The following is a 26489-nucleotide window of genomic DNA, read 5'->3' on the forward strand; positions in this document are numbered from 1 at the left end:
CGGGTGCCGAAGAGCAGAGACACGTGGCCCGCACTGACCGCCTGGCGCCGTCGGCTCGTCTCGCGCGCCGTCCAGGGCGGCTGGCGGTGGATCCGGGAGGCCGGGGCGGTCAGCGCCGAGCAGCCGGGGAGGCTGCGCTTCGGCCGGATCGGCACCGGGACCCGGCTCGCCTTCCCGCAGGGCACGGTCTTCGGCGAGCCGTGGATCGAACTGGGCGACCACTGTGTCATCGGCGAACACGTCACGCTCACGGCCGGGATGATGCCCGGCCTGGACCTGGGCGCGGAGCCGATCCTGCGGCTCGGTGACGGTGTCGTACTCGGCCGTGGCAGCCATGTCGTCGCCGACTCGGCGGTGACCGTCGGCGCGAACACCTACTGCGGGCCGTACGTCTACATCACGTCCACGAACCACAGTTACGACGATCCTGAGGTGCCCGTCGGCAAGCAGTGGCCGCGCAGTGAGCGGGTCTCGGTGGGGCCCGGGTGCTGGCTCGGCACCGGCGCGGTGATCCTTCCGGGGGCGCGGCTGGGCCGCAACGTGGTGGTCGCGGCGGGCGCGGTCGTACGGGGCGAGGTGCCCGACCACTCGGTGGTCGCCGGCGCGCCCGCGCGGATCGTACGGAGCTGGGACCCGGAGCGGGGCTGGCAGCCGCCGCTGCGTACGCCCGCGCCCGTACCGATCCCGGAAGGCATCACCCCGCAGCAGCTGCTGGCGCTGGCCGAGCTGGATCCGGACCTGTCCTAGGGCGTGTCCGCGAAGTCCCGCCTGGCTCGCGGCGCCTGGTACGGCACCTCGCCGCGTTGTCGGACCCGGCCGAGTACGGCAGGTCCATCCACAACGCCGGTCCTCCGCCTTGCGATGCACCGCACCAGCCGCCGCGGGCCCCGCCCTACGGGCGGACGGCGCTACTTCGCGGACACCCCCTGGCACGCCCGCCGGCCCGGTCCGCCGGGGCCGCCACGGGGCGTCGTACGGGCGGCTCGTCAGCCCGCGGCCAGCAGGACCGTGCCGATCAGCGCGAGTCCGGCGCCCGCCGCCTGGACGGCGCGCAGCTTCTCCTTCAGTACGCCTCGCGCGGCGACCGCCGTGATCACGGGGTACAGCGAGGCCAGGACGGCGGCGACCGTGACGGGACCGTTCTGCGCGGCGATCGAGTAGGTGCCGTTGGCGGCGACGTCCGCGAGTCCGACGAACGCCAGCGCGGGCAGCGCCGCCCGGATCACCTGGAATCCGCCCCCCTCCGGCAGCGCCCGCGCGCCCCGCCTCACCGACACGTACAGCGCGGCCCCGCCGACAGCGACGTTGGTGACGCGCTGTACGAACAGCGCCAGGAACAGGCCGGTGATCGACGCCGACGCCTCGGCGATCAGGGCCATGACCGCGCCGAACCCGACCGCGGCGACCAGCGTCAGCGCGATCGCCCGGCGCTGGACCGCCGCTCCGCGCAGCTCGGGCCCGCCGGCCAGCACGATGCCCGCGACGGCGACGGCGATCCCGGCGAGCTGGAGCAGTCCGGGGCGCTCGCCGACGACGATGCCGACGCCCACCGGTACGGCCACGCCGATCGAGCCGAGCGGGGAGACGACGCCCATGGGGCCGAGTGCGAGCGCCTTGTAGAAGGCGAGCATGGCGACGGGGCCGACGACTCCGGCCGCGACCGCGTACCAGAGCTGAGGTCCGGTCGCGGTCCAGGCGCCGGTCGCGACGACGACCACGCCGAGGACGGCGACGGCGATCGACTGCGACACCACGACCACCGTCAGGGCGGGTGTCCGCCGGGTGAGCAGTCCGCCGCCGAAGTCGGCCAGACCCCAGAGCAGGGCGGTGGCCAGCGCGAACAGTGCGGTCATGGAGCGAACCTCGCCAGTACAGTGTGGTGGACGGTTGGTGCACCACACCGTAGTGCACTCTATTGGACTGCTCCATTGAATATATTGGACGGAATGTGTCGGAGCTCGACCAGCTGACCCAGTCGCTCGCGCGTAACCTCAAACGGTGGCGCGGCGAGCGAGCCTTCACCCTCGACGCCCTGGCGGCCCGGTCGGGGGTGAGCCGGGGCATGATCATCCAGATCGAGCAGGCGCGCACCAACCCCAGCGTCGGCACGACGGTGAAACTCGCCGACGCGCTCGGCATCAGCATCACCACGCTTCTCGACTACGAACAGGGCCCGCAGGTCAGGGTCGTACCGGCCGGCCAGGCCGTCCGCATGTGGTCCACCGACGCGGGCAGCTCCACCGTCCTGCTGGTCGGGACCGAGTCACGCGGCCCGCTCGAACTCTGGTCCTGGAAGCTGGTGCCCGGCGAGCACAGCGACTCCGACGCGCACCCGGACGGCACGACCGAGCTGCTGCACGTCACCGCGGGCGAGCTGACCCTCGTCGTGGACGGCGCGACGCACACCGTGGCCGAGGGCTCGTCGGCGGTCTTCGAGGCGAACGTGTCCCACGCCTACCGCAACGAGGGCACCACGACCGTCGAGATGACGATGGCCGTCTCCATCCCGCCCGCCCGCTGAACGCGCGCATCGCGCTGCCGTTCATCCGCCGAGACGCCCGTACGCCGCCGCCCGCCCGCCTGTTAGCTTGACGCCCATGCGCGCCCCCATCGGAGACTTCACCGACGCCCGACCCGCCCCCGACTGCCTCGACCTGCTCACGGAGCCCGTCGCCGCCGCCGTACGGGCCTGGCAGGGCGATGTGCCCGCCGAGCAGCTGCTCTACGTGGACACCGACCCGGAGATCGCGGACACCGCCGCCTTCGTGGAACACCACGGGGCCGATCTGCTCGACCGGTCCGCCAACTGCGTCGTCGTGGCGGGCAAGCGCGGCGGCGAGTCCACGCTCGCCGCCTGTCTCGTGCTGTCCCGGACGCGTGTCGACGTCAACGGGGTCGTACGCAAGCAACTCGGCGCCCGCAAGGCCTCGTTCGCCCCGATGGACTCCGCCACCGGCGAGACCGGCATGGAGTACGGCGGCATCACACCGATCGGCCTGCCGGCCGGCTGGACACTGCTCGTGGACGCCGCCGTCGTGGACACCGAGTGGGTGCTCATCGGCAGCGGACGCCGCCGGGGGAAGCTGATCGTGCCCGGCAAGGCGTTCGCCACCCTGCCGGGCGCCACGGTCGTCGACGGGCTCGGTGTCCCCACCGCCTGAAGCCGGCCGGGCCGCGAAGTCCGACGGCCCGCTCAGCCGAGGCGCGGTATCTCGATGGCCGGGCAGCGGTCCATCACCATGTCGAGACCGGCGGCCCGCGTGCGCTCGTACGCCTTCTCGTCGATCACACCGAGCTGGAACCAGACCGCCTTCGCGCCGATCGCGGCGGCCTCGTCGGCGACCTGACCCGCCAGCTCGCTGTTGACGAACACATCCACCACGTCCACGGGGAACGGGATCTCGGCCAGCGACGCGTACCCCCGCTCGCCGTGGACCGTCTCCGCCTTGGGATGCACCGGCACCACGCGCTTGCCGTACCGCTGGAGCACGGCCGCCACCCCGTAGGCCGCGCGCGAACTGTTGCCGGACAGGCCCACGACCGCCCAGGTGTCGCCCGTGGAGGTCAGAATCCTGCGGATCGTCTCATCGTCTGCGTACATGCCCGGATCAACGGCCGGCACGGCCCGGCAATTCCCCCGTCCCACCCCCGCCCCGCCCATTGGCGAGGGGCCGCCATGCGCGCCCGGTGGTGGCAGAGCCTAGGGTGGCGCGATGCATGAGCAGTACCGCACCGTCGCCCGCCGGGGTGTCCACGAGACCGAGATCAACCGGTCGCGTTTCCTCTGCGCACTCGCGCCCGCCGCGACCGAGGAGGAGGCACGGGACTTCGTCGCGGGCGTCCGCCGGGAACACCCCACCGCCACGCACAACTGCTTCGCCTACGTCATCGGCGCCGACGCCTCCGTACAGAAGGCCGGCGACGACGGGGAACCCGGCGGTACGGCCGGCGCGCCGATGCTCCAGATGCTGATGCGCCGGGACGTGCGGTACGTCGTCGCCGTCGTCACGCGCTACTACGGAGGCGTCAAGCTCGGCGCGGGCGGGCTGATCCGCGCCTACGGTGGCGCGGTGGGCGAAACCCTCGACAGGGTCGGCACCGTCACCCGCCGGCGCTACCGGCTCGCCACGATCATCGTCGACCACCAGCGGGCCGGAAAGCTGGAGAACGAACTCCGGGCCACCGGCCGCACCGTGCGCGACGTGCGGTACGCGGAGATAGTGACCATGCGGATCGGACTGCCCGCCTCCGACGTCGGCGCCTTCCGCGAATGGCTCGCCGACACCACCGCCGGAACCGCCCTGCTGGAACTGGGCGGTGAGGCGTACGGCGACGTCTGACCCCGGCCGGGACCGGAGGAACGCCAGTCGCCCCACGGGTGAAATGCCGGTAGCCACACGTGATGTCCGACCCCACCGTTACTCTCAGGGATCATGAGATTCCTGCACACGTCGGACTGGCACCTGGGGCGGTCGTTCCACCGGGTCAGCCTGCTCGACGCACAGGCGGCCTTCCTCGACCATCTCGTGGCGACCGCGCTGGCGCACGAGGTCGACGCGGTCCTCGTGGCGGGCGACGTGTACGACCGGGCGGTGCCGCCGCTCTCCGCCGTCGAACTCTTCGACCGCGCGCTGCACCGCCTCGCCGAGGCACGCGTACCGACGGTGATGATCTCCGGGAACCACGACTCGGCCCGGCGGCTGGGCGTCGGCGCCGGGCTCATCGACCACGCCGGAATCCATCTGCGCACCGACCCGGCCCGCTGCGCCACCCCCGTCGTGCTCCCCGACGCCCACGGCGACGTAGCCTTCTACGGCCTGCCCTACCTCGAACCGGCCCTGGTCCGCGACGAGTTCAAGGCGGACAAGGCGGGACACGAGGCCGTGCTGACCGCCGCGCTCGACCGGGTACGGGCCGACCTCGCCGCACGGCCGGAAGGCACCCGGTCCGTCGTCCTCGCCCACGCCTTCGTGGCCGGCGGCGCCGCCAGCGACAGCGAACGCGACATCACCGTCGGCGGCGTGTCCGCCGTGCCCGCCGGGACGTTCGACGGCGTGGACTACGTGGCCCTCGGGCATCTGCACGGCTCACAGACCCTCACCGAGCGCGTCCGCTACTCCGGTTCACCCCTCGCCTACTCCTTCTCCGAGACCGACCACCGCAAGACGATGTGGCTCGTGGACCTCGGGCCCGGCGGCGAGGTCCACGCCGAGCGGATCGACTGCCCGGTGCCGCGCCCGCTGGCCCGTGTCCGCGGTACCCTCGCCGGGCTCCTCGACGACCCCGTACTCACCCGCCACGAGCGGTCCTGGATCGAGGCGACACTCACCGACCCCGTGCGCCCCGCCGAGCCCATGGCACGCCTCGCCGAACGCTTCCCGCACACCCTCAGCCTCGTCTTCGACCCCGACCGGGGTGACGACGACGTCGTCGCGTCCTACGCGCGGCGCCTCGAAGGCCGCAGTGACCAGGAGATCGCCGAGGACTTCGTGGCGCACGTCAGGAGCGGAGCCGGACCGGACGACCGGGAACGGACCGTGCTGCGCGGCGCCTTCGACCACGTACGCGTCGACACCGCCGTACGCGAGGTGACCGGATGAGACTGCACCGGCTGACCGTCACCGCCTTCGGCCCCTTCGCCGACACCCAGGAGGTCGACTTCGACGCGCTGTGCGCCGGAGGGATCTTCCTGCTGCACGGCGCGACCGGCGCCGGGAAGACCTCGGTCCTCGACGCCGTCTGCTACGCGCTGTACGACGCCGTGCCGGGAGCGCGCCAGATCAAGGGCGGCGCCACCAAGGACGCCTCGCTGCGCAGCGACCACGCCCCCGCGGGCACCTCCACGGAGGTCTGCCTCGAACTGACCGTCGGCGGACGGCGGCTGGAGATCACCCGCAGCCCCGCGCAGACACGTCCCAAGAAGCGCGGCACCGGCGTCACCACGGAGAAGGCACGGAGCGGGCTGCGGGAGCACGACCCCGTGAGCGGTGACTGGCGCGCCCTGAGCCGCTCCCACCAGGAGATCGGCGAGGAGATCGGCCAGCTCCTCGGTATGAGCCGGGAGCAGTTCTGCCAGGTGGTCCTCCTGCCGCAGGGCGACTTCGCGCGCTTCCTGCGCGCCGACGCCGAGGCACGCGGCAGACTCCTCGGCCGCCTCTTCGACACCCGCCGGTTCGCCGCCGTGGAGGAGCGCCTGGCCGAACTGCGCCGGGGCGCCGAACAGCAGGTACGGGAGGGCGATCAGCGGCTGCTCGACATCGGGCAGCGGATCGCCGGTGCGGCACGCGGGGGCATCGAACAGCCGCTGCCCGCACGGCAGCCCGGCGATCCGGGCCTCGCGCCCGCCGTCCTGGAATGGGCCGCCGTCGCCCGCTCCACGGCCCACGAGCGCCGGGACATCGCCGAGTGCGCCCTCGCGGGCGCCGAGAGCAGGCAGGCCGCCGCGCGCCGGCTGCTCGACGAGGAACGTGAACTGGCCCGGCTGCAACAGCGGTTCGCCGACGGACGGCGGCGCGCCGACGACCTCGAAGCCCGCCGCCCCGCGTACGAGGCGGCGCGTACCAGGCTGGAGCGGGCCCGCAAGGCGGACCGGGTCGCCCCCGCGCTCGCCCTGCGCGCCGACGCCGAGCGCGCGCACCGTACGGCCGCCGACGCCCTCGACCGGGCCCGGGCCGTGCTCCCCGCCGAACTGACCGACGCCGGCGCCGACCAACTCTCCGCGCTGGAGCGGAAGATGCTGGCCGAACTGGGCCGGGTCGACGCGGCCCGGGGCGCCGAGCGGCGCAGCGCGGAGATCAGCCGCGAACGGGCCGAACTGGACCGTCAGGCGCGCGCGGACGAGGACCTGCTGGCCGACGCCGACGGCTGGCTCACGGGCTGGGAGACCGCCCGCCGGGAACACCAGGAACGCGTCGAGGCGGCCCAGGAGGCGGCGACCCGCGCCGAACAGCTCGCCGGACAGCTCGAACCGGCGCGCGCACAGCTCGACGCGGCCCGCGCGCGTGACGCGCTCGACGCACGGGCCGCCGCGTCGCAGCGCCACCTGGACACCGCCCGCGGGCGCGCCAACGACGCCAAGGAGACCTGGCTCGACCTGCGCGAGCGACGGCTGCGCGGCATCGCCGCCGAACTCGCCGCCGGACTCGTGGCTGGGGAGCCCTGCGCGGTCTGCGGCTCCGCCGACCATCCGGCGCCCGCGCGGGCGGCGGCGGGCCAGGTCGACCAGGCGTCCGAGGACGCCGCGTTCGCCGCCTCCCGAAGGGCGGAGGCAGCGGTCACGGAGGCCGAGCGCGACCACGCCTGCGTACGGGAGGAGTACGCGGCGGCCCGGTCCGCGGCCGGCGGATCGACCGTCACCGAACTGGTCGCGCTCACCGAGCGCCTCGGCCGCGAGCACACGACGGCGCACCGCCTCGCCGCCGGCACCCACGCCGCCCGTGAGGCGCTGGCCCGCGCCGAGCGGGAGCGCGAGGACCGGCTCGCCGCCCAGCGGTCGGCCGAGAACCGTGTCGCGGCCCGTACGTCACGGCGCGAAGCGCTCGACCACGAACAGACCGGTCTCGAATCGGAACTGGTACGCGCCCGCGGTGACGCCCACAGCGTCGCCGAGCACGCCGAACGGCTGGCGAAGCGGGCCCGGCTGCTCGCCGAGGCGGCCGACGCGGTACGGGACTTCGACGCCACGGCCGAGCGGCTGAAGGACGGCGACGGCCGGCTCGCGGACGCCGCGTTCCGCGCGGGATTCGGGACACCGCGCGAGGCGGCGGCGGCCCTGCTGTCCGGCCCGGAGCAACGCGACCTGACCCACCGGATGGACGACTGGCAGGCCGAGGCCGCCGCCGTCGCCGACCGGCTCGGCGAGCCGGACGCGCGCGACGCGGCGCAGGCGCCTCCCGCCCGGCTCGACACGGCCCTGATGTCCTACGAGACGGCCGAGACCGCGCTGCGCGACGCGTCCTCCGCGCTCACGGGCGCCCGCGAGCGCGGCGCCGAGCTGGCCGGGCTCTCCCGGCGTGCCGAGGAGGAGGTACGGCGCCTCGGCCCGCTCCGTACGGAGTACGAGCGGGTCGCCCGCCTCGCCGCGCTCACCGCCGGCACCTCCACCGACAACGACCGCAAGATGCGCCTGGAGTCGTACGTCCTGGCCGCCCGCCTCGAACAGGTCGCGGAGGCGGCCACCGCGCGGCTGCTGCGCATGTCCTCAGGCCGCTACACCCTGGTCCACTCGGACGCGAGGAGCGGCGGCGGCAAGCGGTCCGGGCTCGGACTCCACGTGGTCGACTCCTGGACGGGCAGCGCGCGGGACACCGCGACCCTGTCCGGCGGGGAGACGTTCTTCGTGTCCCTCGCCCTCGCGCTGGGCCTCGCCGACGTCGTCACCGACGAGGCGGGCGGCGCCCGGCTGGACACCCTCTTCATCGACGAGGGGTTCGGCAGTCTGGACGACCAGACGCTGGACGAGGTCCTGGACGTGCTGGACTCACTGCGCGAACGGGACCGCAGCGTCGGCATAGTCAGCCATGTCGCGGACCTGCGCCGCCGGATCCCGACCCAGCTGGAGGTGACGAAGTCACGCCGGGGCTCGACGGTCAGTCTCCGGACGGGCGGCGCCGAGGGCTGAGCACGGCCCGGCCGGGTCGGTCCGCAATCCGTATGACAGGGCGCCGGGCGGCCGACCATGATGGGTGACCATGCCCCAGCTTCCCCAGCCGAGCGCCGAATCCCTCCGCCGTGAGCACCTGCCGCTGCGGGGCCGTACCGCCCTCGTCACCGGTGCGAGCAGACGCGGCGGTATCGGGTACGCGGTCGCCCGCCGGCTCGCCGCGTACGGCGCGAGCGTCTACCTCCACCACCATGTGCCGCACGACCGGACCCAGCCCTGGGGCGCGGACCCCGACGGCCCCGAGGGAGTCGCGGCGGGCGTGCGCGAAGCTCTCGGGCATTCCGACGCCCGAGTGGTCCACGGGCCCGGCGATCTCGCCGACCCCGAAGGCCCGGCCAAGGTCTTCGCGGCGGCGAGTGAGGCGCTCGGCGGCGTGGTCGACATCCTGGTGGCCAACCACGCCCTCAACGGCTCGGACGGTGCGCTCAAGGACATCGACGCCCGGGTGCTCGACGCGCACTGGGCGACCAACACCCGCTCCGTGATCCTGCTGATCCAGGCGTACGCCAGGCTGCGGGCCGCCCATCCGGTCCGTATCCGGCCAGGCAGCCGCATCGTCATGATGACCTCCGGCCAGGACCTGCGGTCCGGTATGCCCGAGGAGATCGCCTACAGCCTGTCCAAGGGCGCCCTCGCCTCGGCCACCCACACGCTGGCCGCCTCGCTCGGCGGCATGGGGATCACGGTCAACACCGTCAACCCCGGCCCCGTGGACACGGATTACCTCACCGGCGAGGCGTACGACAAGATCGCCGGGATGTTCCCGGCCGGGCGGTGGGGCATGCCGGACGACCCGGCGCGGCTGATCGCCTGGCTCGCCACGGACGAGGCCGCGTGGATCACCGGCCAGGTCATCAACTCGGAGGGCGGATTCCTGCTGAGCGGCGAGCACTTCAGGCCGGCGCCGGGCACCCCCCGGCCCCACGAGCGCCCGGCGGACCCGCACCGGGGCCCGGCCGAGTAGCCGGACCGCCGGTGCTCTCCTCCTACGGAGCCACCGCCCGGCGCCGCAAAGGCGACGAGTAGACCACGCTGGTCGTCACCGAACCCAGCGTCGCGATCCGGCCCGTGACCGTCTCCAGATCGCTCATCGAACGGGCGGCGACCTTCAGTACGAAGCAGTCGTCGCCCGTCACATGGTGTGCCTCCAGAATCGCCGTCGTGCCCGCCAGCAGATCGTGGAACGGCTTGTAGTTGCCATGCGGATAGCGGAGCCGTACGAAGGCGAGGATCGGCCGTCCGAGCCGCTCCTGGTCGACCACGGCCGTGTACCCGGAGATCACCCCGGCCTCCTCCATGCGCCGCACCCGCTCCGTCACGGCGCTCGCCGACATCGAGACGGCGCGCGCCAGTTCGGCGAATCCGGTCCGTCCGTCACGTTGCAGGGCGTCCAGAATCAGCCAGTCCGTGGCGTCCGGGGAAAACTCGGTCATGAGCAAGTAGCAGAGGATTCCCCGGCCGAACAAGTCATGTGCCGGGGAATCTCCCTTCAGGACAGGGGATCCGCCGCCCTATCGTTCTGGGCATGACCACTTTCGCCGACGTCGGTTCACCGGCCAACTCCGTGCTCGCGGTGGCCCCCGCCGCCCCCTCCGAAGCAGCCGCCCACTTCGCGGCCCGCCTCGCCTCGTACACCGATGTCTCGGACGTCGCCGCCGCGCTCTCCGCCGGCGAGGACCCGGGCTTCGTCCTGCTGGACTCACGCTCGGCGGAGTCCTGGGAGCAGGGCCACGTCCCGGGCGCCGTCCATCTGCCGACCGCGCTGATTCCCGGCCGGGCGGAGGAACTGCTCGACAGGTCCGTGCCCGTCGTCACGTACTGCTGGGGCCCCGGCTGCGACGGCGCCGCCCGCGCGGCCCTCGCCCTCGCGCTGCTCGGCTACCGGGTGAAGGAGATGCTCGGCGGCATCGAGTACTGGATCAGGGAGGGTTTCGAGATCGAGACGGGCGCGGGCCCGGGCGGCGACGGTCCGAGGGAACACCGCGAGCGCGACCCCCTGACGGCACCCCGCGCCTCGGCGCCCTGCGGCTGCTGACCGAACGGCCGGCCCCGAACGTTGCCGACCCGCCCCGGCCGGCGCGTACGGCCGCGTCGCGTCCGCACCCGCCGTACGGAGGAGGCGCCCGGCGTCGTGACGCCGGGCGCCCGTGGGTCAGAGCTTGGACAGCTCGTCCACCAGGTCGTCCAGGCCCAGCGAGCCCTGCGACAGGGCCGCCATGTGCCAGGCCTTCGCGTCGAACGCGTCGCCGTGCCGGGCGCGTGCGTTCGCGCGGCCCAGCAGCCACGCGCGCTCGCCCAGCTTGTAGCCGATGGCCTGGGCCGGCATCGACAGATAGCGGGTCAGCTCGCTCTCCACGAACTCCGCCGGCCTGCCGCTGTGGTTGCCGAAGAACTCCTGCGCCAGAGCGGGTGTCCAGCGCTCACCGGGGTGGAACGGCGAGTCCGCCGGGATCTCCAGCTCCAGATGCATCCCGATGTCCACGATCACCCGGCAGGCGCGCATCATCTGCGCGTCCAGATAGCCGAGCCTGCGCTCCGCGTCCGGCAGGAAGCCCAGCTCGTCCATCAGGCGCTCCGCGTACAGCGCCCAGCCCTCGGCGTTCGCGCTGACGCCGCCCACGGACGCCTGGTAGCGCGAGAGCTGGTCGGCGACATGGGTCCACTGCGCGATCTGGAGGTGATGGCCGGGGACTCCCTCGTGGTACCAGGTCGACACCAGGTCGTACACCGGGAAGCGCGTCTCGCCCATCGTCGGCAGCCAGGTGGTGCCGGGGCGTGAGAAGTCCTCAGAGGGGCCCGTGTAGTACGGAGCCGCCGCGCCGCCCGCCGGGGCGATACGGGACTCCACCCTCCGTACCCGCTCGGCGAGTTCGAAGTGCGTGCCGTCCAGCGCCTCGATGGCCTCGTCCATCAGGGCCTGGAGCCACTTGCGTACCTCCTCCTCGCCCTCGATGTGCTCGCCGTGCTCGTCGAGGTGGGCCAGCGCCTCCCACGGGGTCGCGCCGGGGAGGATCTTCGCGGCCTCGGTGGTCATCTCGGCGTGCAGCCGGTGGTACTCGGACCAGCCGTAGGCGTACGCCTCGTCGAGATCGAGGTCCGTGCCGTTGAAGTACCGCGACCAGCGGGCGTAGCGCTCGCGGCCCACCGTGTCGGGCGCGCCCGCGACGGCCGGGGCGTACACGTCGCGCATCCAGTCGCGCAGTTCGGCGACGGCGCCGGTCGCGGCGGCCGCCGCCGCGTCCAGTTCCGTACGGAGCGAGTCGGGCCCGGCGGCCGCGAACTCGTCGAACCAGCCGCTGCCGTCGCCCGCCCACTCCGTGAGCTGGCCGACGAACGTCGCGGTCGGACGGGGCCCGCCCGGCAGGTTCCGCTCCAGGCCGAGGGCCAGCGACTCGCGGAACCCGCCCAGCGCGGCCGGTACGGCGCGCAGGCGCTGGGCCACAGCCGCCCAGTCCTCGTCCGTCCCGGTCGGCGTCACGGTGAAGATCTCGCGGACGTGGTGGGCGGGGGAGTGGATGTTGCTGACGGCCCGCAGGTTCTCCTCGGCGTCGTGGACGGCGAGTTCGGCCGTCAGCCGTTCACGGAGCAGTCTGGCGCAGCGCCGCTCCTGGTCGTTGTCGGCTCCCGGCAGCTTCGTCGCGATGTCGAGCTTGGCGAGGGTCGCGCGGGCGAGGTCGGCGACCTCCCGCGCCCCGGCCGGTGAGAAATCGGGCAGACGGCCGGAGCTGGCCGCGACGCCCAGGAAAGTACCGGTGATCGGATCGAGTTCGATGAGTGCGTCGACATAGGCGTCGGCGACCTGGCGGGGCAGCGCGCTGCTGGAAGTGTCTGGCATGGCGACATCCTCTCCGAGGGAGGACCCCGCGTCACCCTCCTTCAGGACCGCGTTGCCGCTGGAATGGCCGATGAAGGCGGCATAAGGGGACCACAGTCCCACTGCTGGAAGACCAACCGCGTCTCGACACGGGCCACTTCCGGCCGTGAGGTGAACTCGTCCACCACGAGCCGCTGGAGATCCGCCGTGTCGGCCACGGCCACAAGGACCAGATAGTCGTCCGGCCCGGTCAGATGGAACAGCGAGCGGGACTCCGGCAGGCCCCGGATCCGCTCCACGAACGGCTTGATCAGCTCCCGGCGGTGCGGCCGGACCTGCACGGACAGCAACGCCTGGAGCCCACGGCCGAGTTTGGCCGGATCGAGGCGCAGCTGGTGTCCCAGGATCACTCCGGAGCGCCGGAGTCTGGCCACCCGGTCCAGACACGTCGACGCGGCGACTCCGACCTCGGCCGCGATCTCCCGGTAGGTGGTCCGTGCGTCGTTCTGCAACAGGCGCAGTATGTGCAGATCGACCGTGTCAAGTACGACTGACTCGCTCATCCGGCGAACGTAACACGGAGGATCTCCCGTGGATCCCGCCGGATGTTCAGAGTGCTCCCATGGACTCCCTGGATGCCGACGGCATGCCCGAACCCGTGGCCGTACCCCTCTCCGCGACCCTCCCCCGGGCGCTGGCGACCGAGGCCGTGCACGCGGGTCGCGAGGACCTCGCCCTGCTCGGTGTGCACGCCGCGCCGATCGATCTGTCGACGACCTACCCCTCCTACGACCCCCGTGCCGAGGCCGCGCGGATCGACGAGTTCGCCACCACCGGCGCCCGCCCCGAGGGCCCGCCCGTGTACGCGCGCCTGGACAACCCGACGACGGCCCGTTTCGAGACGGCGCTCGCCCGGCTTGAGGGCACCGAGAGCGCGGTGGCATTCGCCAGCGGCATGGCGGCCCTCACCGCCGTCCTGCTCGTACGGTCGGGTGTGGGCCTGCGCCATGTCGTCGCCGTACGGCCTCTGTACGGATGCAGCGACCACCTGCTGACCGCCGGCCTCCTCGGTACGGAGGTGACGTGGACCGATCCGGCGGGCATCGCCGACGCGATCCGCCCCGACACCGGCCTGGTGATGGTCGAGACCCCCGCGAACCCGACCCTCGCGGAGGTCGACATCGCCGCCGTCGCCCACGCCTGTGGCTCGATACCGCTGCTGGTCGACAACACCTTCGCCACGCCCGTTCTGCAGCGGCCCGTCGAGCACGGCGCCCGGCTCGTCCTGCACAGCGCGACGAAGTATCTCGGCGGGCACGGCGACGTCCTCGGCGGAGTCGTCGCGTGCGACGAGGAGTTCGCGCGGAAGCTGCGCCAGGTGCGGTTCGCGACCGGTGGTGTCCTGCACCCGATGGCCGGCTATCTGCTGCTGCGCGGTCTGTCCACGCTGCCCGTGCGGGTACGGGCGGCCTCGGCCACGGCGGCCGACCTGGCCCGCAGGCTGGCCACCGACCCGCGCATCGCCCGGGTCCACTACCCGAGCATCGGCGGGGCGATGGTCTCCTTCGAGGTGTACGGCGACCCGCACGAGGTGATCGCCGGCGTCCGGCTGATCACCCCGGCGGTCAGCCTCGGCAGCGTGGACACCCTCATCCAGCACCCGGCCTCCATCAGCCACCGGATCGTGCCGGAGGGGGACCGGCGCTCGGCCGGGGTGAGCGACCGGCTGCTGCGGATGTCGGTCGGTCTGGAGGACGTCGAGGACCTGTGGCGGGATCTGACCGAGGCGCTCAGTGCCCGGTCCGCTCGCGCGCCGATGTCCACGCAGTCCCTTGCCGGGCCTCGTACGGCACCTCGTACGGTGCCCGCTACCGGGTCCCGTACGTAGCACCGGGCCGGATGCCGGGCGACGTCCCGGACGGCGTTCCGTGCGAGGTCTCGTGCTCCGTCCCGTCCGTGACCGGTGTCCGCCGCTCGTCCGTCGCCCTCAGGCGGGCGGTGACGACCAGCGTGCCACCCTCTATCTGGTAGTCGAGCGGCAGACCGAGTCCGCGCATGGCGGCGACCATCCCGGTGTTGGACGCCTGCGTGACCGCGTACACGCTCGCGCAGCCCGCCTCGACGGCGAGCGCGACGAGGCGGCCGAGGAGTTCGGAGCCGATGCCGCGCCGCTGCCAGGCGTCCTCGACGATCAGCGCGACCTCGGTCTCGTCACCGTCCCACAGGAGGTGGCCGAGCGCGACGAGACGCCCGGACGCCGTCTGCGCCTTCAGCGTCCGACCGTGCCGAGGGCTGAGCAGATGGTCGAGATAGCGGTCCGCGTCGCCCACCGGACCGTGGTAGCGCAGGCCCAGGGTGCGCTCGGAACAGCGCTCGTGCATCGCAGACGCCGCGTCGACGTCGCTCCGGTCGGCGCGGCGCACGGTGATCCTGCCCTCGGGCAGGGTCAGGACGTCACGGCCGCGCGGGACGCGCGGCCCGAGACGTGCGTCCAGTTCGACCAGGGCGCGTGCCCTGGCGAACTCGGTCGGCGTGAACGGCAGATGGTGGCGCTCGACGGTGATGGTGCCTCCGCTCGGGTCGCGCAGCCGCATCGTGGTGCTCTCCAGGACGCCCTCGACGGGGGCGCTCTCGCCGGCCGGCCGGCCGGCGGGGGAGACGGCGGGCAGCGAGTGGATCGTGCAGCGGCCGAGCAACTGGCGCAGGGCCAGGGGGAGTTCGGCCGCGTCCAGCGCGGTACGGGCGGCCAGACCCAGGACCCGGGTAGGGGCGTCCACGAGATCGTGCGCGTCGGCGCGCTCGATCCAGATGTCGCTGCCGCCCGCGAGGGAGATCTCTCGGGTGAGCTGCCGCGCGGGCAGCGCGGCGGGCGCGCGCAGCAGGAACTCGTCGACGGTGCCGGTGGCCAGGGGGTGCGTCTGGAGCGTGAGGATGTCCACCCGGCGGCGGGCGAGGACCGTGCACAGCGCGGCCAGCGAACCGGGGGCGTCCCGGACCGTCGCCCGCATCCGCCACAGCGCGGTGGCCGCGCCGGTGTCCGCGGCGCCGTCGGCCGGCCCGCCGCCGGCCGACGCCCCGCCGGTTGGGGGGTCCTCGACCGGTGGCGCGTGGCCGTGGCGCCTCGACCACCAGGTGTGGAATCCGGCCGTGCTGATCAGGGCGATGGCGGAGGCGACGAGCAGCACGGGCCCGTCCGGCCCGTGCACGATCATGTTCGCGACCGCGTCGGCGACCGCCACCGCGGTGAACAGGGCGGCCAGTTCGACGAGATCCCGGCGCCAGTGGTGGGGGCGCCGGGCGCTCTTCGATGAAGTCACATCGGTCATGCCCTCACTGTGACGCGGCGGTGTTGCGCAATCGCGAACGTACTGTGACTGATGGGTAACAGATGCTTCTCTTCGCCTATCAACTACTTTTGGCTGATTTATGGCGTCAGGTGACCACGCGCCTGTTCAACCTTGACGACCGGGCGGGGCGCGCGTCCTCCGCCGAGGCTACCCGCCCCGGACCCGCGTGACCTACTGGCCGACCAGGCCCGGCTTCAGCACCTTGCTGAACAGCACCTTGTTCCCCTCGGCCCGCAGCCGCACCGTCAACTCGCCGCTGCCACCGTCGATGTCCACCTCGCCGAAGTACTGCGGCGACTCCATCGGCGAGACGTTCGCCCGGTCGGGAGCCTGTACGAAGACACGGTTCGGCCCGAACGTCGCGTCCAGCGCGTTCGCCTGGAACCCGCCCGCCGCCAGCGGACCCGACACGAACTCCCAGAACGGCGCGAAGTCTTTGAAGGCCGCGCCCTCCGGCTCGTAGTGCTGCGCCGACGTGTAGTGCACGTCCGCCGTCAGCCACACCGTGCCGGTGATCCGGCGGTGCTTGACGTACCGCAGCAGATCGGCGATCTGCAGCTCCCGGCCCAGCGGCGCGCCCGGGTCGCCCTGCGCGATCGCCTCGATGTCCGCCGTACCGTCCGGCACGACCAGACCGATCGGCATGTCGGCCGCGATGACCTTCCACACCGCGCGGGAACGCGACAACTCGCGCTTGAGCCAGTCGAGTTGCTCGGCGCCGAGAATGCCCGTGGTGTCGTCGGCCTGCCGTCCGGGGGAGTTGGCGTTGCGGAACGAGCGCATGTCCAGCACGAACACGTCGAGCAGCGGCCCGTACCGCACCACCCGGTGCATGCGCCGGTCCTCGCCCCGCGCGCGGAGCGTGGAGACCGGGAAGTACTCGCCGAACGCCCGGACCGAGCGCGCCGCCAGGACGTCCACGTCCTTCTCCTGGTAGCGGACGTCGTCCAGGATCTGCCCCGGATACCAGTTGTTGCGCACCTCGTGGTCGTCCCACTGCACGATCGTCGGCACCTGGGCGTTGAACCGGCGCACGTTGTGGTCGAGCAGGTTGTAGCGGAACTGGCCCCGGTACTCGTCCAGCGTCTCGGCGACCTTCGACTTCTCCTCCGTGACGAGGTTGCGCCAGACCCGCCCGTCCGGCAGCGTCACGGACGGCACCAGCGGCCCATCCGCGTACACGGTGTCGCCGCTGCACAGGAAGAAGTCCGGGTCGAGCCGGCGCATGTCGTCGTACGCGCGATAGCCGCCGATGTCCGGGTTGATGCCCCACCCCTGGCCGGCGATGTCGCCCGACCACAGGAACCGCACGCCCTGCCGGCGCCGCGCCGGGGCCGTACGGAACGTGCCGTACACCGGCTCGCTCGTCCGCCGGGGGTCGTCGGGGTCGGCGAGCGTCACCCGGTAGTGCACCTGCTCACCGGCGGGCAGTCCGCGCAGCGGCGTCGTTCCCGTGAAGTCGGTGCCGGGGCCGAGGAGCGGACCGTGCCAGGTGCGCGCACGGCGGAACGAATCGGTCGCCGACGTCTCCACCAGCATCCGGGCCGGCCGGTCCGAACGGATCCACACCAGCCCGGAGGACGAGGTGACATCGCCCGTCTGGACGCCCCAGCCGGCGCTCGGGCGCCCGGAACGCGCCTGGGCGGGTGCGGCGCCGGCGACCGTCCCGGCGACGGCGGCGGCGGTCGCGGGCAGGGCCAGTGCGGCGGAGGCGGCGAGGGAGCCGCGCAGTACGGTGCGGCGGTCCGTGGCGGGACCCGGGGAACTGTTCGTCATCGATGTGCCTCCTGCGGCGGGCTCGGTAGGAGCGTGACCTGGGGAATGGTGCGACGTGCCATACGTAGCGCCCGGCGACGGCCGGTACACGAACCCCGGGTGAACACACCCCCCTTCGGCTCCGCACCCGCACCCACCTCGTCCACCACCAGGCCCGGCGTCAGCCCCGCCCGACAGCCGCGGCCAGCAGCCGCACCCCCCGCGTGATGTCCGACGGCGACTGGTGCGCGTACCCCATCACCAGCCGCACCCGGCCGTCGTCCGGCCGCGCCGTCCCGTGGTACGCCAGCGCGCGCAGCGCGACACCGGCTCCCGCCGCCCGCTCCAGGAACCGCGCCTCGGGACCGTAACGCCCCGGCAGCAGCGCGATGATGTGCAGACCCGCCGCGATGCCGCTGACCTCGGTGCCGGGGAAGTGCTCGTCCAGCGCGGCGATCAGCGTGTCCCGGCGCCGCTGGTACGCCAGTCGGCAGCGGCGCAGGTGCCGGTCGTAACCGCCCTGTTCGACGAAGTCCGCGAGCAGCGCCTGCTCCAGTACGGGATTGCCCAGGTCCATGGTGCGCTTGCGCTCGACCAGCTCCTCGGTCAGCTCCTCGGGCGCCAGCAGCCAGCCGACCCGCAGCCCCGGCGCCATCGACTTGCTGACCGAGCCCATGTACGCCACGCGCTCCGGGTCCAGGCCCTGCAACGCGCCGACCGGGGCCCGGTCGTAACGGAAGTCCCCGTCGTAGTCGTCCTCCAGGACGAAGCCGTCCACCGACCGTGCCCAGTCGAGGAGTTCGGTCCTGCGCGCCGCCGAATAGGCGATACCGGACGGGTACTGATGGGCCGGCGTCGTCACCACCGCGCGTACACCCGCCCGCCAAAGCGCCCCCGGCACCAGCCCGTCGGAGTCCACCGGCAGCGGCACCGTACGCAGCCCCGTCGCGCCGAGCACCGCCACGTTCTCCGGGCTGCCGGGATCCTCCACACCCACGGTGCGCGCCCCGCGCCGGTGCAGCGCGAACCCGAGCAGCGTCATCGCCTGCGCCACCCCCGAGCAGACCAGCAGCCGCTCCGGATCGGCCACCACCCCGCGCCGCCGGGTCAGCAGCGCCGCCAGCGCCGTACGCAGCTCCGGCATGCCCCGGGGATCGGGATAGCCGAGTGCCCGGTGCGGCAGCCGCGCCAGTACGGAGCGCTGGGCGGCGCCCCACGCGGCGCGCGGGAAGAGCGAGAGGTCCGGCGTACCCGGTACGAAGTCGGCCCGCGCGCCCGCCGGATGGGGTGCCCGGTCACGCACGGCCGGTGCCGCCGCCCGCACCGCGTCGCCCACCCAGGTCCCCGAACCGTGCCCGCTGCGCAGATAGCCCTCGGCCGTCAGCTGCTCGTACGCGTCGGTGACCAGGCCGCGCGACACACCGAGATCGGCGGCGAGTTCACGGCTCGACGGCAGCCGGGTACCCGCCGCCAGCCGCCCGGACCGCACCGCCTCCCGCAGGGCCGACTGGAGCACCCGTCCACGGCGCCGGGCCGGCGCGGACGCCAGCAGTACGTCCCAGGCGTCGGTCCAGGCGGTACGCGATCCGGCGGCCGTCCCGTCCCCGCGACCGGTCGCACCGTCACCCGAAGTGGTTCCCGATACCGTCATGGAAGTGGACCTTAAACCGGACCACCTCCCTTTCGTAGCGTCGCCCCCATGACTGCCACACCCCGGGGAAACTCCCTGACCGGCATGGTTCTCGCCGCCTTCGCCTGCATGCTCGTCGGCGCCTCGTTCACCGCCAACAGCGTCCTCGGCGACTACCCCTACGCCGGCGGCCAGGCCCTGCGCTACGGCATCGCCTGTCTGCTGCTCCTCCCGCTCGTCGCCCGGGGCGCCGCCGCGCCCCTGCGCGCCCTCACCCGCCGGCAGTGGGGCCGGCTCGCCGCCGTCGCCGGGGTCGGCATGGTCGGCTTCAACCTGTCCGTCATCGCCGCCGAACGCACCGCCGAACCCGCCGTCCCCGGTGTCTTCGTCGGCTGCGCGCCCGTCGTCGTCGCCGTGCTCTTCCCCCTGCTCGGCCGGCGCCGCCCCGCTCGCGCCGTCGTGTACGGCGCGCTGCTGGTCGCCGTCGGCGCGTTCACCGTCCAGGGCTGGGGGCGTACGGATGCCGCCGGCATCGCCTGGTCGGTCGCCGCGCTCGTCGGCGAGGTCGGCTTCGCCGTACTCGCCGTACCGGTACTGCGTCCGCTCGGACCGAGACTGCTCTCCGCGACGGTGGCCGGCGTCGCCGCGATCGAGTCGGCGATCGCCGGACTCCTTCTGGACGGCGCCGGGTTCGTCCGCGTCCCCACCGCCGGGGAGGCGGTCGCGCTCGGCTGGCAGGCGGCCGTGGTGACGGTGATCGGATTCATCTGCTGGTACATGGGCGTGCAGCGCATCGGCGCGGAGCGGGCCACACTCTTTTCCGGCCTCATCCCGGTGGCGGCGGCGCTCACCGCCCCGGTCGTGGGCACGGGAGCGTACGGGCCCGCGCAGGCCGCCGGCAGCCTGCTCGTGGGCATCGGCGTGGCGCTCGGCTCCGGGGCGTTCCGGGCCCGGGCGGCGGCCCGCCGCGTCGCGGAGAGCGAGCCGGTCCCCGCGCCCTGACGTGCCCGTATGTGTCTGTCCCGACACATCGGGTCCCCGCCCCCGGGGCTCCCACCTGCTGATGTCGTCGTTTCACGCCAAACCCGCGAACTCTGCGTGAACGGTCTGTGGCAGAGTGCGATTCCGCCGGAGAGTGCCCGCAGGATTGGTCTTGACCAACGCGATCGGCCGTCCTACTCTCGGAGAGTTAGTGCAGGAACCTTTAATAAACAAGTGCATGGAAAAGCCGCCGGGGACACGGCGATTGCGGAGGATCACGGTGGGGACCACGCAGCTCGAAACAGTGCCGGAGCCCAAGTACTGGCACCTCAAGACCGTGCTCGGCGAGGCGCTCGACTCCGACTTCTCGGTCGGTGAGGTGCTGCCCAACGAGCGCGACCTCGCCGCCCGCTTCGGCGTCGCCCGCGCGACGCTCCGTCAGGCGCTCGAACAGCTCGAACTCGAAGGCCGGTTGCAGCGCCGCCGGGGCGTCGGCACGACCGTCGCCCCGCCGCGCATGGGTGTCGACGTGTCGACCACCCAGCAGGAGTGGCCGGGCGCGGACCCGGACGCCTGGCAGCCCGTCGACTCGGTGACCGCCGCGCCGCCGGCCGCCGTGGCCAGGATGCTCGGTACGGACGGCGGCGACGAGGTCCACACGGTCCGCAGGACGCGTGTGACACACGGCCAGACCGTGGCGGCCGAGTTGCTGTACGTCCCCTCGGAGTCGGTGCCCGAGCTGCCCGCCATAGACATCCCGTCCGGCCCGGCCCGCGCGCGCAGCGTCCTGCGCGAGCTCCAGCGGCTCGGCATGGAGGGCCAGGACCGCGCCGTGGAGCTCGGCTCCGCCCGCGTGGACGATGCCAAGGAACTCGACCGGCTGCCCGGCGCGCCCGTACTCGTCGTCACCACCCGCTACCTGGCCGGGGGCCGTACGGCGGCCGTCTCGGTGGCCACGTACCGCGCCGACACCTGCCGGCTCACCTTCGGGGACACGGGCGACGTCCGGATAAGCCACCACCCCGACGAGCGCAAGGCCTCCTGACGGCTGTTCCCGCTCCCACCCGCGGGCCCTTCGCCGGGGCCGGTCGCCAGATGCCGCCCGGTCCACGGCGTCCGCGCTCCGCAGCGGGCAGGGCCGGCGACGCCTGGACTGGCATTGCCCCCGTAGCCCGGGGGCAATGCGCTTTCGGGAGTCGGCCAAGTGTGGCCGCCGGCCATCGACAACGCCGATCCTCCGCATCGCGAAGCACCGCGCCACATGACGCCGACGCCCTGCGGCGGAACCAGAGCCGATCCCCCAGGATCCGCCGGAGGCTTCAGCGGCGGGCCGTCACCGTCGCGTCGACGGCGAACAGTTGCTCCTCGACATGGTCCAGCGCCAGACGCAGCGCACCCGTGGCCACCGCCGCCTCGCCCAGCAGCGACAGCGTCACGCGGGGCGGGCGCAGACAGTAACGGGACAGCTCGTCGCGCAGCGGGTCGAGTACGCCGTCGAGACCGGCCGCCCAGCCGCCGATGACCACCAACTCGGGGTCCAGCGCCAGGACCAGCGCGGCCACGTCGTGGACCAGCCGCTGGATGAACCGCTCCATCGCCTGCTTCGCGCCGACGTCACCCTGCTTGGCCATCGCGAACACGCGGGCCACCGCCCGCTCGTCGAGCGGATGCAGCGGCTCGTCCGTCGTCGACAGCAGCTTCTCCGGCGTCACCTCGCGGCCCAGCAGATGCAGCGCCCCGATCTCACCCGCCGCGCCGCCGTAGCCACGGTGCAGCCGGCCGCCGATCAGCGATCCCGCCCCCGGGCTGAGACCGGCGAGGACGAACACGATGTCGTCCGATTCGGTCGCCGCGCCCTTCCAGTGCTCGGCCACGGCCGCCGCGTTGGCGTCGTTCTCCACCAGCACCGGACAGCGGAACGAGCGGCGCAGCCGCTCGCCGAGCGCCAGGCCCGTCCACTCGGGCAGTGCCGTACCCAGACGTACCGTCCCGTCGGCCTCCACGATGCCGGGGCTGCCGACACCGACCGCCCGCAGCGAACTGCGCGCCACCCCCGCGCGGCGCAGCACGTCGGAGACGACGACCCGCACCCGGTCCAGCCGCTCGTCCGCCGACGCGGTCTCCGTGGCCTCGCGCGAACTGGCCCCGATGATGCGGCCGTCGAGCCCCGACAGCAGCGCGGCGACCCGGTGCGGCCCGATCTCGATGCCCAGCAGATGCCCGGCCTCGGCCCGGAAGCGGAACCTGCGCGCGGGACGGCCCTGCCGGCGGGCCTCGCCCTCGCCCGGCGCCGCCTCCATGACCAGACCGAGCTCCATCAGCCCTTCGACGACACCTTCGACCGTCGGCCGCGACAGACCGGTGATGCGGGTCAGATCGGTGAACGTGGGGCAGTCGGCGCCCCGCAGGGCGTGCAGCACCACCGCGGAGTTGATCCGCCGCAACAAGGAAGGGTCCCCGCCGGTCAGCCGCCCCACGGTATGTCCTCCAAGCTCGTGCGCGTGTCTGCCGGATGGTACTCGGTGGTCGCCGAGGCGGCTAACGGTCGACGACACGGGGGCCGCGCGGTGCCGGATTGCTCCCGAAGACGGCGGGAAGCCACCTGTCGGGCGGGGGACTTCTGACGCCCTGCCAATTGTCAGTGCCGGGCGCTTTACTGGAGTCATGAGCACCGCACGGCACGTCGCCACCATCGATCTGCTGTGTGCCCGCTCCTTCCCCGCCGAGCGCGCCGGGTCCGAAACAGGTACGAGCGGACCGGGCTACCACCTGGCGGAGCTGGCGCGCGGCGAGGGCTTCTGGGACGACGACGGGACGCGCCGCGCCCAGGAGGCGGAGCAGTACGAGTCGGAGTGCGCGGCCCTGGCATCGGTGCTGGAGGCGCGCTGGGGAGAGCCGCAACTCGTCAGCCTCTGGAGCATCCACGTGCGCGCCACCGAGGGCGAGGAGATACCGGAGCCCTGGCGCGAGCTGTCGGCCGGAGTGGGTTACGTACACCTGTGGCGCACCGGAGGCCGCTGGGTCGCGCTGGGCGTCTCCCACCAGGGCGAGGAACACCCGTTCCAACTCCTCGCGGCCGTCACGGAGACAGACCCGCCGTAGAGCGGTCGAGCGGGCGCTCCCCGATCCCTCTTGCCCCTCAGAGGAGGTGGAGTCATCCGGACGACCGTGGTGTCAGTGGCTCGGGATACGGTGCGGTGTGATGGGCCGGACGGAGATCCTCAGGGACTCGCGGTCATGGGGGGTGGGTGGGAAGGTCCCCGGCCTCGGCCCGGGACCGGATTGGTATCCGTGACCCCACCCCCCACATTCAGCCGCCGGGCGACCGTGCGGCGGTCACGCCCTGGGCTGCGCGGACGCACCCCAGTCGGGTTCCTAAGACCGCGTACGGTCCGGCATCCCCGCCGCCACGCGCAGTCTGCCGAACTCCTCCGCCATCGTCTCCGCCGTCCAGTGCGCGTTCAGGCCGCTCGGGTTGGGCAGTGCCCAGACGCGGGTGTCGCCTATCGTCCGCGTCTGCGGGCCGATCGCCGCCGACCGGTCGCCGAACGCCGTGCGGTACGCGGTGATGCCGACGACCGCCAGCCAGCGCGGGCGCAGCCGCTCCACCTTCGTGGCCAGGATCCGGCCGCCCTTCCGGAACTCCTCGTCGCTCAGCTCGTCGGCCCGCGCCGTCGCCCGTGCCACGACGTTGGTGATGCCGAGGCCGTAGTTCAGCAACTCGTCCTGCTCGGACGGCGCGAGCTGCCGGGGGGTGAAGCCCGAGAGGCGCAGCACCGGCCAGAAGCGGTTGCCGGGCCGGGCGAAGTGGTGGCCCGTCGCCGCCGACATCAGGCCGGGGTTGATACCGCAGAAGAGCACGCCCAGATCCGCCGCGACCACGTCGGGGATGACGCGGTCGCGGGCGGCGGCCAGCTCCTCGGGCTTCACGTCGCCGGCCTCAGAGGATCGACCCGGGCGTGTATCCGGCGGCGACGGGGTGCCGCTTCACGATCTCCTCGATCCGGGCGAGCACGGCGGCCACCTGGTCACCGGCCGCACCCGTGAACGACAGCTTGTCGGCCATCAGACCGTCCAACTGCGCCCGGTCCAGCGGCATCCGCTCGTCGGCCGCGAGCTTGTCCAGCAGCTCGTTGCGCTCCGCTCCGCGCTCGCGCATCGCGAGCGCCGACGCGACGGCGTGCTCCTTGATGACCTCGTGCGCGGCCTCCCGGCCGACCCCCGCGCGTACGGCGGCCATCAGCACCTTGGTCGTCGCCAGGAACGGCAGGTAGCGGTCCAGCTCGCGGGCCACGACCGCCGGGAAGGCGCCGAACTCGTCGAGCACCGTCAGGAAGGTCTCCAGCAGCCCGTCGAACGCGAAGAACGCGTCCGGCAGCGCCACCCGGCGGACGACGGAGCACGACACGTCGCCCTCGTTCCACTGGTCACCGGCCAGCTCGCCCGTCATCGACGCGTAACCGCGCAGGATCACCATCAGCCCGTTGACACGCTCGCAGGAGCGGGTGTTCATCTTGTGCGGCATCGCCGACGAACCGACCTGGCCGGGCTTGAAGCCCTCGGTGACCAGCTCGTGCCCGGCCATCAGCCGGATCGTCTTCGCCACGGAAGAGGGACCGGCGGCGAGCTGCACCAGCGCGGTCACCACGTCGTAGTCCAGCGAACGCGGATACACCTGGCCGACCGAGGTGAAGGCGTGCCCGAAGCCCAGATGCCCCGCGATCCGGGACTCCAGGTCCGCGAGCTTCGCCGGGTCACCGCCGAGCAGGTCGAGCATGTCCTGCGCCGTGCCGACCGGGCCCTTGATCCCGCGCAGCGGGTAACGGGCGAGCAGGTCCTCAAGACGGCCGTAGGCGACCAGCAGCTCGTCGGCCGCCGTCGCGAAGCGCTTGCCGAGGGTCGTCGCCTGCGCGGCGACGTTGTGCGAGCGGCCCGCCATGACCAGCTCCGCGTACTCCCCGGACAGCTTCCCCAGACGGGCGAGCACCGCCACCGTACGGTCACGCATCAGCTCCAGCGAGAGCCGGACCTGCAACTGCTCCACGTTCTCCGTCAGATCCCGCGACGTCATGCCCTTGTGGACCTGCTCATGACCGGCGAGCGCGTTGAACTCCTCGATGCGCGCCTTCACGTCGTGGCGGGTGACCTTCTCGCGCTCGGCGATCGACGCCAGATCGACCTGGTCGAGGACCCGCTCGTAGTCGGCGAGCGCGGACTCGGGCACCTCGATGCCGAGATCCCGCTGGGCCCGCAGCACGGCGAGCCACAGCTGACGCTCCAGCCTCACCTTCTGCTCGGGGGACCAGAGCACGGCGAGCTCCGCCGAGGCGTAGCGGCCGGCGAGGACGTTGGGGATACGGGGCTTCACAGACGCAGCAGTCACGTAGCCGGATTCTACGTGGCCGTTCCCGCTGGTCCGAGCCGCGCCCTCGTTCGTACGGGACCGGGCGAGACCGGAAAGGTGCCTTCTACGTCTGCTCCTGCCGCGCGCCCGCGTCACCGGGCAGTGGCTCGTACGGCAGCAGCTCCGGGCGCTTCGGCGGCCTGCCGTCCCCCGACGAGCGGCCCGTCAGCCGGCGGCCGATCCACGGCCCCAGGTGCTGCCGCGCGAACCGGGCGTCCCCGGTGCGCCGCATCAGCCAGCCCGTGGGCAGCGCGGGCGCGAGCTCCGCGCGCCAGTCGTCGGCGGGCTCCAGGCCCAGGGCCTGCCACACGGCCTCGGCGACCCTGCGGTGCCCGTCGGCGGTCAGATGCAGCCGGTCCGCGTCCCACATGCGCTGCTCGCCGAGTACCCGAGCCCCGTACAGATCGACCACCAACGCGTCGTGCCGCGCGGCCAGCTCGTCGATGAAGGCGAAGAGAGACTCCCAGCGCGCCTTGAAACGTTCCGTCACCGGGCCCCGGCGGACGGGGCTGTGCATCAGCACCAGCCGTCCGCAGTGCGGTGCCAGCCGCTCGACCGACTCCTCCAGCTTCCCGAGGACCAGAGCGGGGTCGTACTTGGGCCGCAGGGTGTCGTTCAGCCCGCCGACCAGGGTCACCACATCCGGGCGCATCGCGGCGGCGGTGTCCACCTGCTCGTCGAGGATCTGCCCGATGAGCTTGCCGCGCACGGCGAGATTCGCGTAGCGGAAACCGGGGGTACGGGCGGCGAGGCGGGCCGCGAGCAGATCCGCCCAGCCCCGGTACGACCCGTCCGGCTGGAGGTCCGACATGCCTTCGGTGAACGAGTCCCCGACGGCGACGAGGCTGGTGTACGTGGCGTTCTTCTCCATGGCCGAGCGATCGTATCGCGCGCCG

The 26489-nt window shown here is 73.0% G+C and carries 24 protein-coding genes; 12 read left to right on the plus strand and 12 right to left on the minus strand.

Annotated features, from left to right (window positions below; all coding sequences use genetic code 11):
* The first annotated feature begins 3 nt into the window (after positions 1-3).
* Positions 4-747, plus strand: coding sequence for a DapH/DapD/GlmU-related protein (locus GXP76_RS05790; protein WP_242570387.1), 744 nt, complete (start codon positions 4-6; stop codon positions 745-747).
* 239 nt (positions 748-986) lie between these two features.
* Here GXP76_RS05790 and GXP76_RS05795 read toward each other — a convergent pair whose 3' ends face one another.
* Positions 987-1853 carry a DMT family transporter gene (locus GXP76_RS05795; protein ID WP_242570325.1) on the minus strand — a complete coding sequence of 289 codons (867 nt, stop codon included), beginning with the start codon at positions 1851-1853 and terminating at the stop codon, positions 987-989.
* 95 nt (positions 1854-1948) lie between these two features.
* Between GXP76_RS05795 and GXP76_RS05800 the strand changes: the two genes are divergently transcribed.
* Positions 1949-2521, plus strand: coding sequence for a helix-turn-helix domain-containing protein (locus tag GXP76_RS05800; RefSeq protein WP_242570326.1), 573 nt, complete (start codon positions 1949-1951; stop codon positions 2519-2521).
* Positions 2522-2597: 76 nt separating this feature from the next.
* Complete coding sequence (locus GXP76_RS05805) at positions 2598-3161, plus strand: YbaK/EbsC family protein (protein ID WP_242570327.1); 564 nt, start codon at positions 2598-2600, stop codon at positions 3159-3161.
* A 32-nt stretch (positions 3162-3193) separates the two neighbouring features.
* Here GXP76_RS05805 and GXP76_RS05810 read toward each other — a convergent pair whose 3' ends face one another.
* On the minus strand, positions 3194-3601 hold the full coding sequence (locus GXP76_RS05810) for a CoA-binding protein (protein ID WP_242570328.1): 408 nt from the start codon (positions 3599-3601) through the stop codon (positions 3194-3196).
* A gap of 112 nt (positions 3602-3713) precedes the next feature.
* Here GXP76_RS05810 and GXP76_RS05815 point away from each other — a divergent pair, with 112 nt between their 5' ends.
* The 4 genes from GXP76_RS05815 to GXP76_RS05830 all read left to right on the plus strand — a co-directional run bounded on the left by GXP76_RS05815 (position 3714) and on the right by GXP76_RS05830 (position 9626).
* The gene (locus tag GXP76_RS05815) at positions 3714-4340 is read left to right on the plus strand and encodes a YigZ family protein (RefSeq protein ID WP_242570329.1); all 627 of its coding nucleotides are present in this window, start codon (positions 3714-3716) and stop codon (positions 4338-4340) included.
* Between the two features lie 93 nt (positions 4341-4433).
* Positions 4434-5600: an exonuclease SbcCD subunit D gene (locus GXP76_RS05820; protein ID WP_242570330.1), complete on the plus strand. Its 1167-nt coding sequence runs from the start codon at positions 4434-4436 to the stop codon at positions 5598-5600.
* On the plus strand, positions 5597-8620 hold the full coding sequence (locus tag GXP76_RS05825; RefSeq protein WP_242570331.1) for an AAA family ATPase: 3024 nt from the start codon (positions 5597-5599) through the stop codon (positions 8618-8620). Before GXP76_RS05820 ends, GXP76_RS05825 begins: the two co-directional genes overlap by 4 nt.
* A gap of 70 nt (positions 8621-8690) precedes the next feature.
* Complete coding sequence (locus GXP76_RS05830; RefSeq protein ID WP_242570332.1) at positions 8691-9626, plus strand: SDR family oxidoreductase; 936 nt, start codon at positions 8691-8693, stop codon at positions 9624-9626.
* A 22-nt stretch (positions 9627-9648) separates the two neighbouring features.
* On the opposite strand, the gene GXP76_RS05835 is transcribed toward GXP76_RS05830, so the two are convergent.
* On the minus strand, positions 9649-10095 hold the full coding sequence (locus GXP76_RS05835) for an Lrp/AsnC family transcriptional regulator (protein WP_242570333.1): 447 nt from the start codon (positions 10093-10095) through the stop codon (positions 9649-9651).
* A gap of 92 nt (positions 10096-10187) precedes the next feature.
* Here GXP76_RS05835 and GXP76_RS05840 point away from each other — a divergent pair, with 92 nt between their 5' ends.
* On the plus strand, positions 10188-10697 hold the full coding sequence (locus tag GXP76_RS05840; protein WP_242570334.1) for a rhodanese-like domain-containing protein: 510 nt from the start codon (positions 10188-10190) through the stop codon (positions 10695-10697).
* A gap of 117 nt (positions 10698-10814) precedes the next feature.
* On the opposite strand, the gene GXP76_RS05845 is transcribed toward GXP76_RS05840, so the two are convergent.
* Both GXP76_RS05845 and GXP76_RS05850 read right to left on the minus strand, forming a co-directional pair.
* Entirely contained in the window at positions 10815-12497 is a 1683-nt protein-coding gene (locus GXP76_RS05845) for a DUF885 domain-containing protein (RefSeq protein ID WP_242570335.1), read from the minus strand.
* 41 nt (positions 12498-12538) lie between these two features.
* Positions 12539-13039: an Lrp/AsnC family transcriptional regulator gene (locus GXP76_RS05850; protein WP_242570336.1), complete on the minus strand. Its 501-nt coding sequence runs from the start codon at positions 13037-13039 to the stop codon at positions 12539-12541.
* A 59-nt stretch (positions 13040-13098) separates the two neighbouring features.
* Between GXP76_RS05850 and GXP76_RS05855 the strand changes: the two genes are divergently transcribed.
* Complete coding sequence (locus GXP76_RS05855) at positions 13099-14364, plus strand: PLP-dependent aspartate aminotransferase family protein (protein ID WP_374359902.1); 1266 nt, start codon at positions 13099-13101, stop codon at positions 14362-14364.
* On the opposite strand, the gene GXP76_RS05860 is transcribed toward GXP76_RS05855, so the two are convergent.
* From GXP76_RS05860 to GXP76_RS05870, 3 genes are all read right to left on the minus strand, one after another.
* Positions 14345-15802 (minus strand): GNAT family N-acetyltransferase, encoded by a 1458-nt coding sequence (locus GXP76_RS05860; protein WP_242570337.1) that lies wholly within the window; start codon positions 15800-15802, stop codon positions 14345-14347. The genes GXP76_RS05855 and GXP76_RS05860 overlap by 20 nt on opposite strands.
* Before the next feature lie 192 nt (positions 15803-15994).
* A complete protein-coding gene (locus tag GXP76_RS05865; RefSeq protein WP_242570338.1) occupies positions 15995-17599 on the minus strand; it encodes an alkaline phosphatase in 1605 nt (534 codons plus the stop codon).
* A gap of 160 nt (positions 17600-17759) precedes the next feature.
* Positions 17760-19229: a PLP-dependent aminotransferase family protein gene (locus tag GXP76_RS05870; RefSeq protein WP_242570339.1), complete on the minus strand. Its 1470-nt coding sequence runs from the start codon at positions 19227-19229 to the stop codon at positions 17760-17762.
* A 48-nt stretch (positions 19230-19277) separates the two neighbouring features.
* Here GXP76_RS05870 and GXP76_RS05875 point away from each other — a divergent pair, with 48 nt between their 5' ends.
* Entirely contained in the window at positions 19278-20210 is a 933-nt protein-coding gene (locus GXP76_RS05875) for a DMT family transporter (RefSeq protein WP_242570340.1), read from the plus strand.
* Positions 20211-20469: 259 nt separating this feature from the next.
* Entirely contained in the window at positions 20470-21234 is a 765-nt protein-coding gene (locus GXP76_RS05880) for a GntR family transcriptional regulator (protein WP_242570341.1), read from the plus strand.
* Between the two features lie 274 nt (positions 21235-21508).
* On the opposite strand, the gene GXP76_RS05885 is transcribed toward GXP76_RS05880, so the two are convergent.
* The gene (locus GXP76_RS05885) at positions 21509-22666 is read right to left on the minus strand and encodes an ROK family transcriptional regulator (protein WP_242570342.1); all 1158 of its coding nucleotides are present in this window, start codon (positions 22664-22666) and stop codon (positions 21509-21511) included.
* Positions 22667-22853: 187 nt separating this feature from the next.
* On the opposite strand from GXP76_RS05885, the gene GXP76_RS05890 reads away from it, so the two are divergent.
* Complete coding sequence (locus GXP76_RS05890; protein ID WP_242570343.1) at positions 22854-23291, plus strand: hypothetical protein; 438 nt, start codon at positions 22854-22856, stop codon at positions 23289-23291.
* A 273-nt stretch (positions 23292-23564) separates the two neighbouring features.
* On the opposite strand, the gene mug is transcribed toward GXP76_RS05890, so the two are convergent.
* The 3 genes from mug to GXP76_RS05905 all read right to left on the minus strand — a co-directional run bounded on the left by mug (position 23565) and on the right by GXP76_RS05905 (position 26464).
* The gene (gene mug / locus GXP76_RS05895) at positions 23565-24119 is read right to left on the minus strand and encodes a G/U mismatch-specific DNA glycosylase (protein WP_242570344.1); all 555 of its coding nucleotides are present in this window, start codon (positions 24117-24119) and stop codon (positions 23565-23567) included.
* A 10-nt stretch (positions 24120-24129) separates the two neighbouring features.
* Positions 24130-25572, minus strand: a complete 1443-nt coding sequence (purB, locus tag GXP76_RS05900; RefSeq protein WP_242570345.1) for an adenylosuccinate lyase — start codon at positions 25570-25572, stop codon at positions 24130-24132.
* Positions 25573-25657: 85 nt separating this feature from the next.
* Positions 25658-26464 carry an SGNH/GDSL hydrolase family protein gene (locus GXP76_RS05905; RefSeq protein ID WP_242570346.1) on the minus strand — a complete coding sequence of 269 codons (807 nt, stop codon included), beginning with the start codon at positions 26462-26464 and terminating at the stop codon, positions 25658-25660.
* Positions 26465-26489 lie beyond the last annotated feature (25 nt).

Source organism: Streptomyces sp. NP-1717 (assembly GCF_022695985.1).
In the GTDB taxonomy this organism is placed as follows: Bacteria; Actinomycetota; Actinomycetes; order Streptomycetales; family Streptomycetaceae; genus Streptomyces.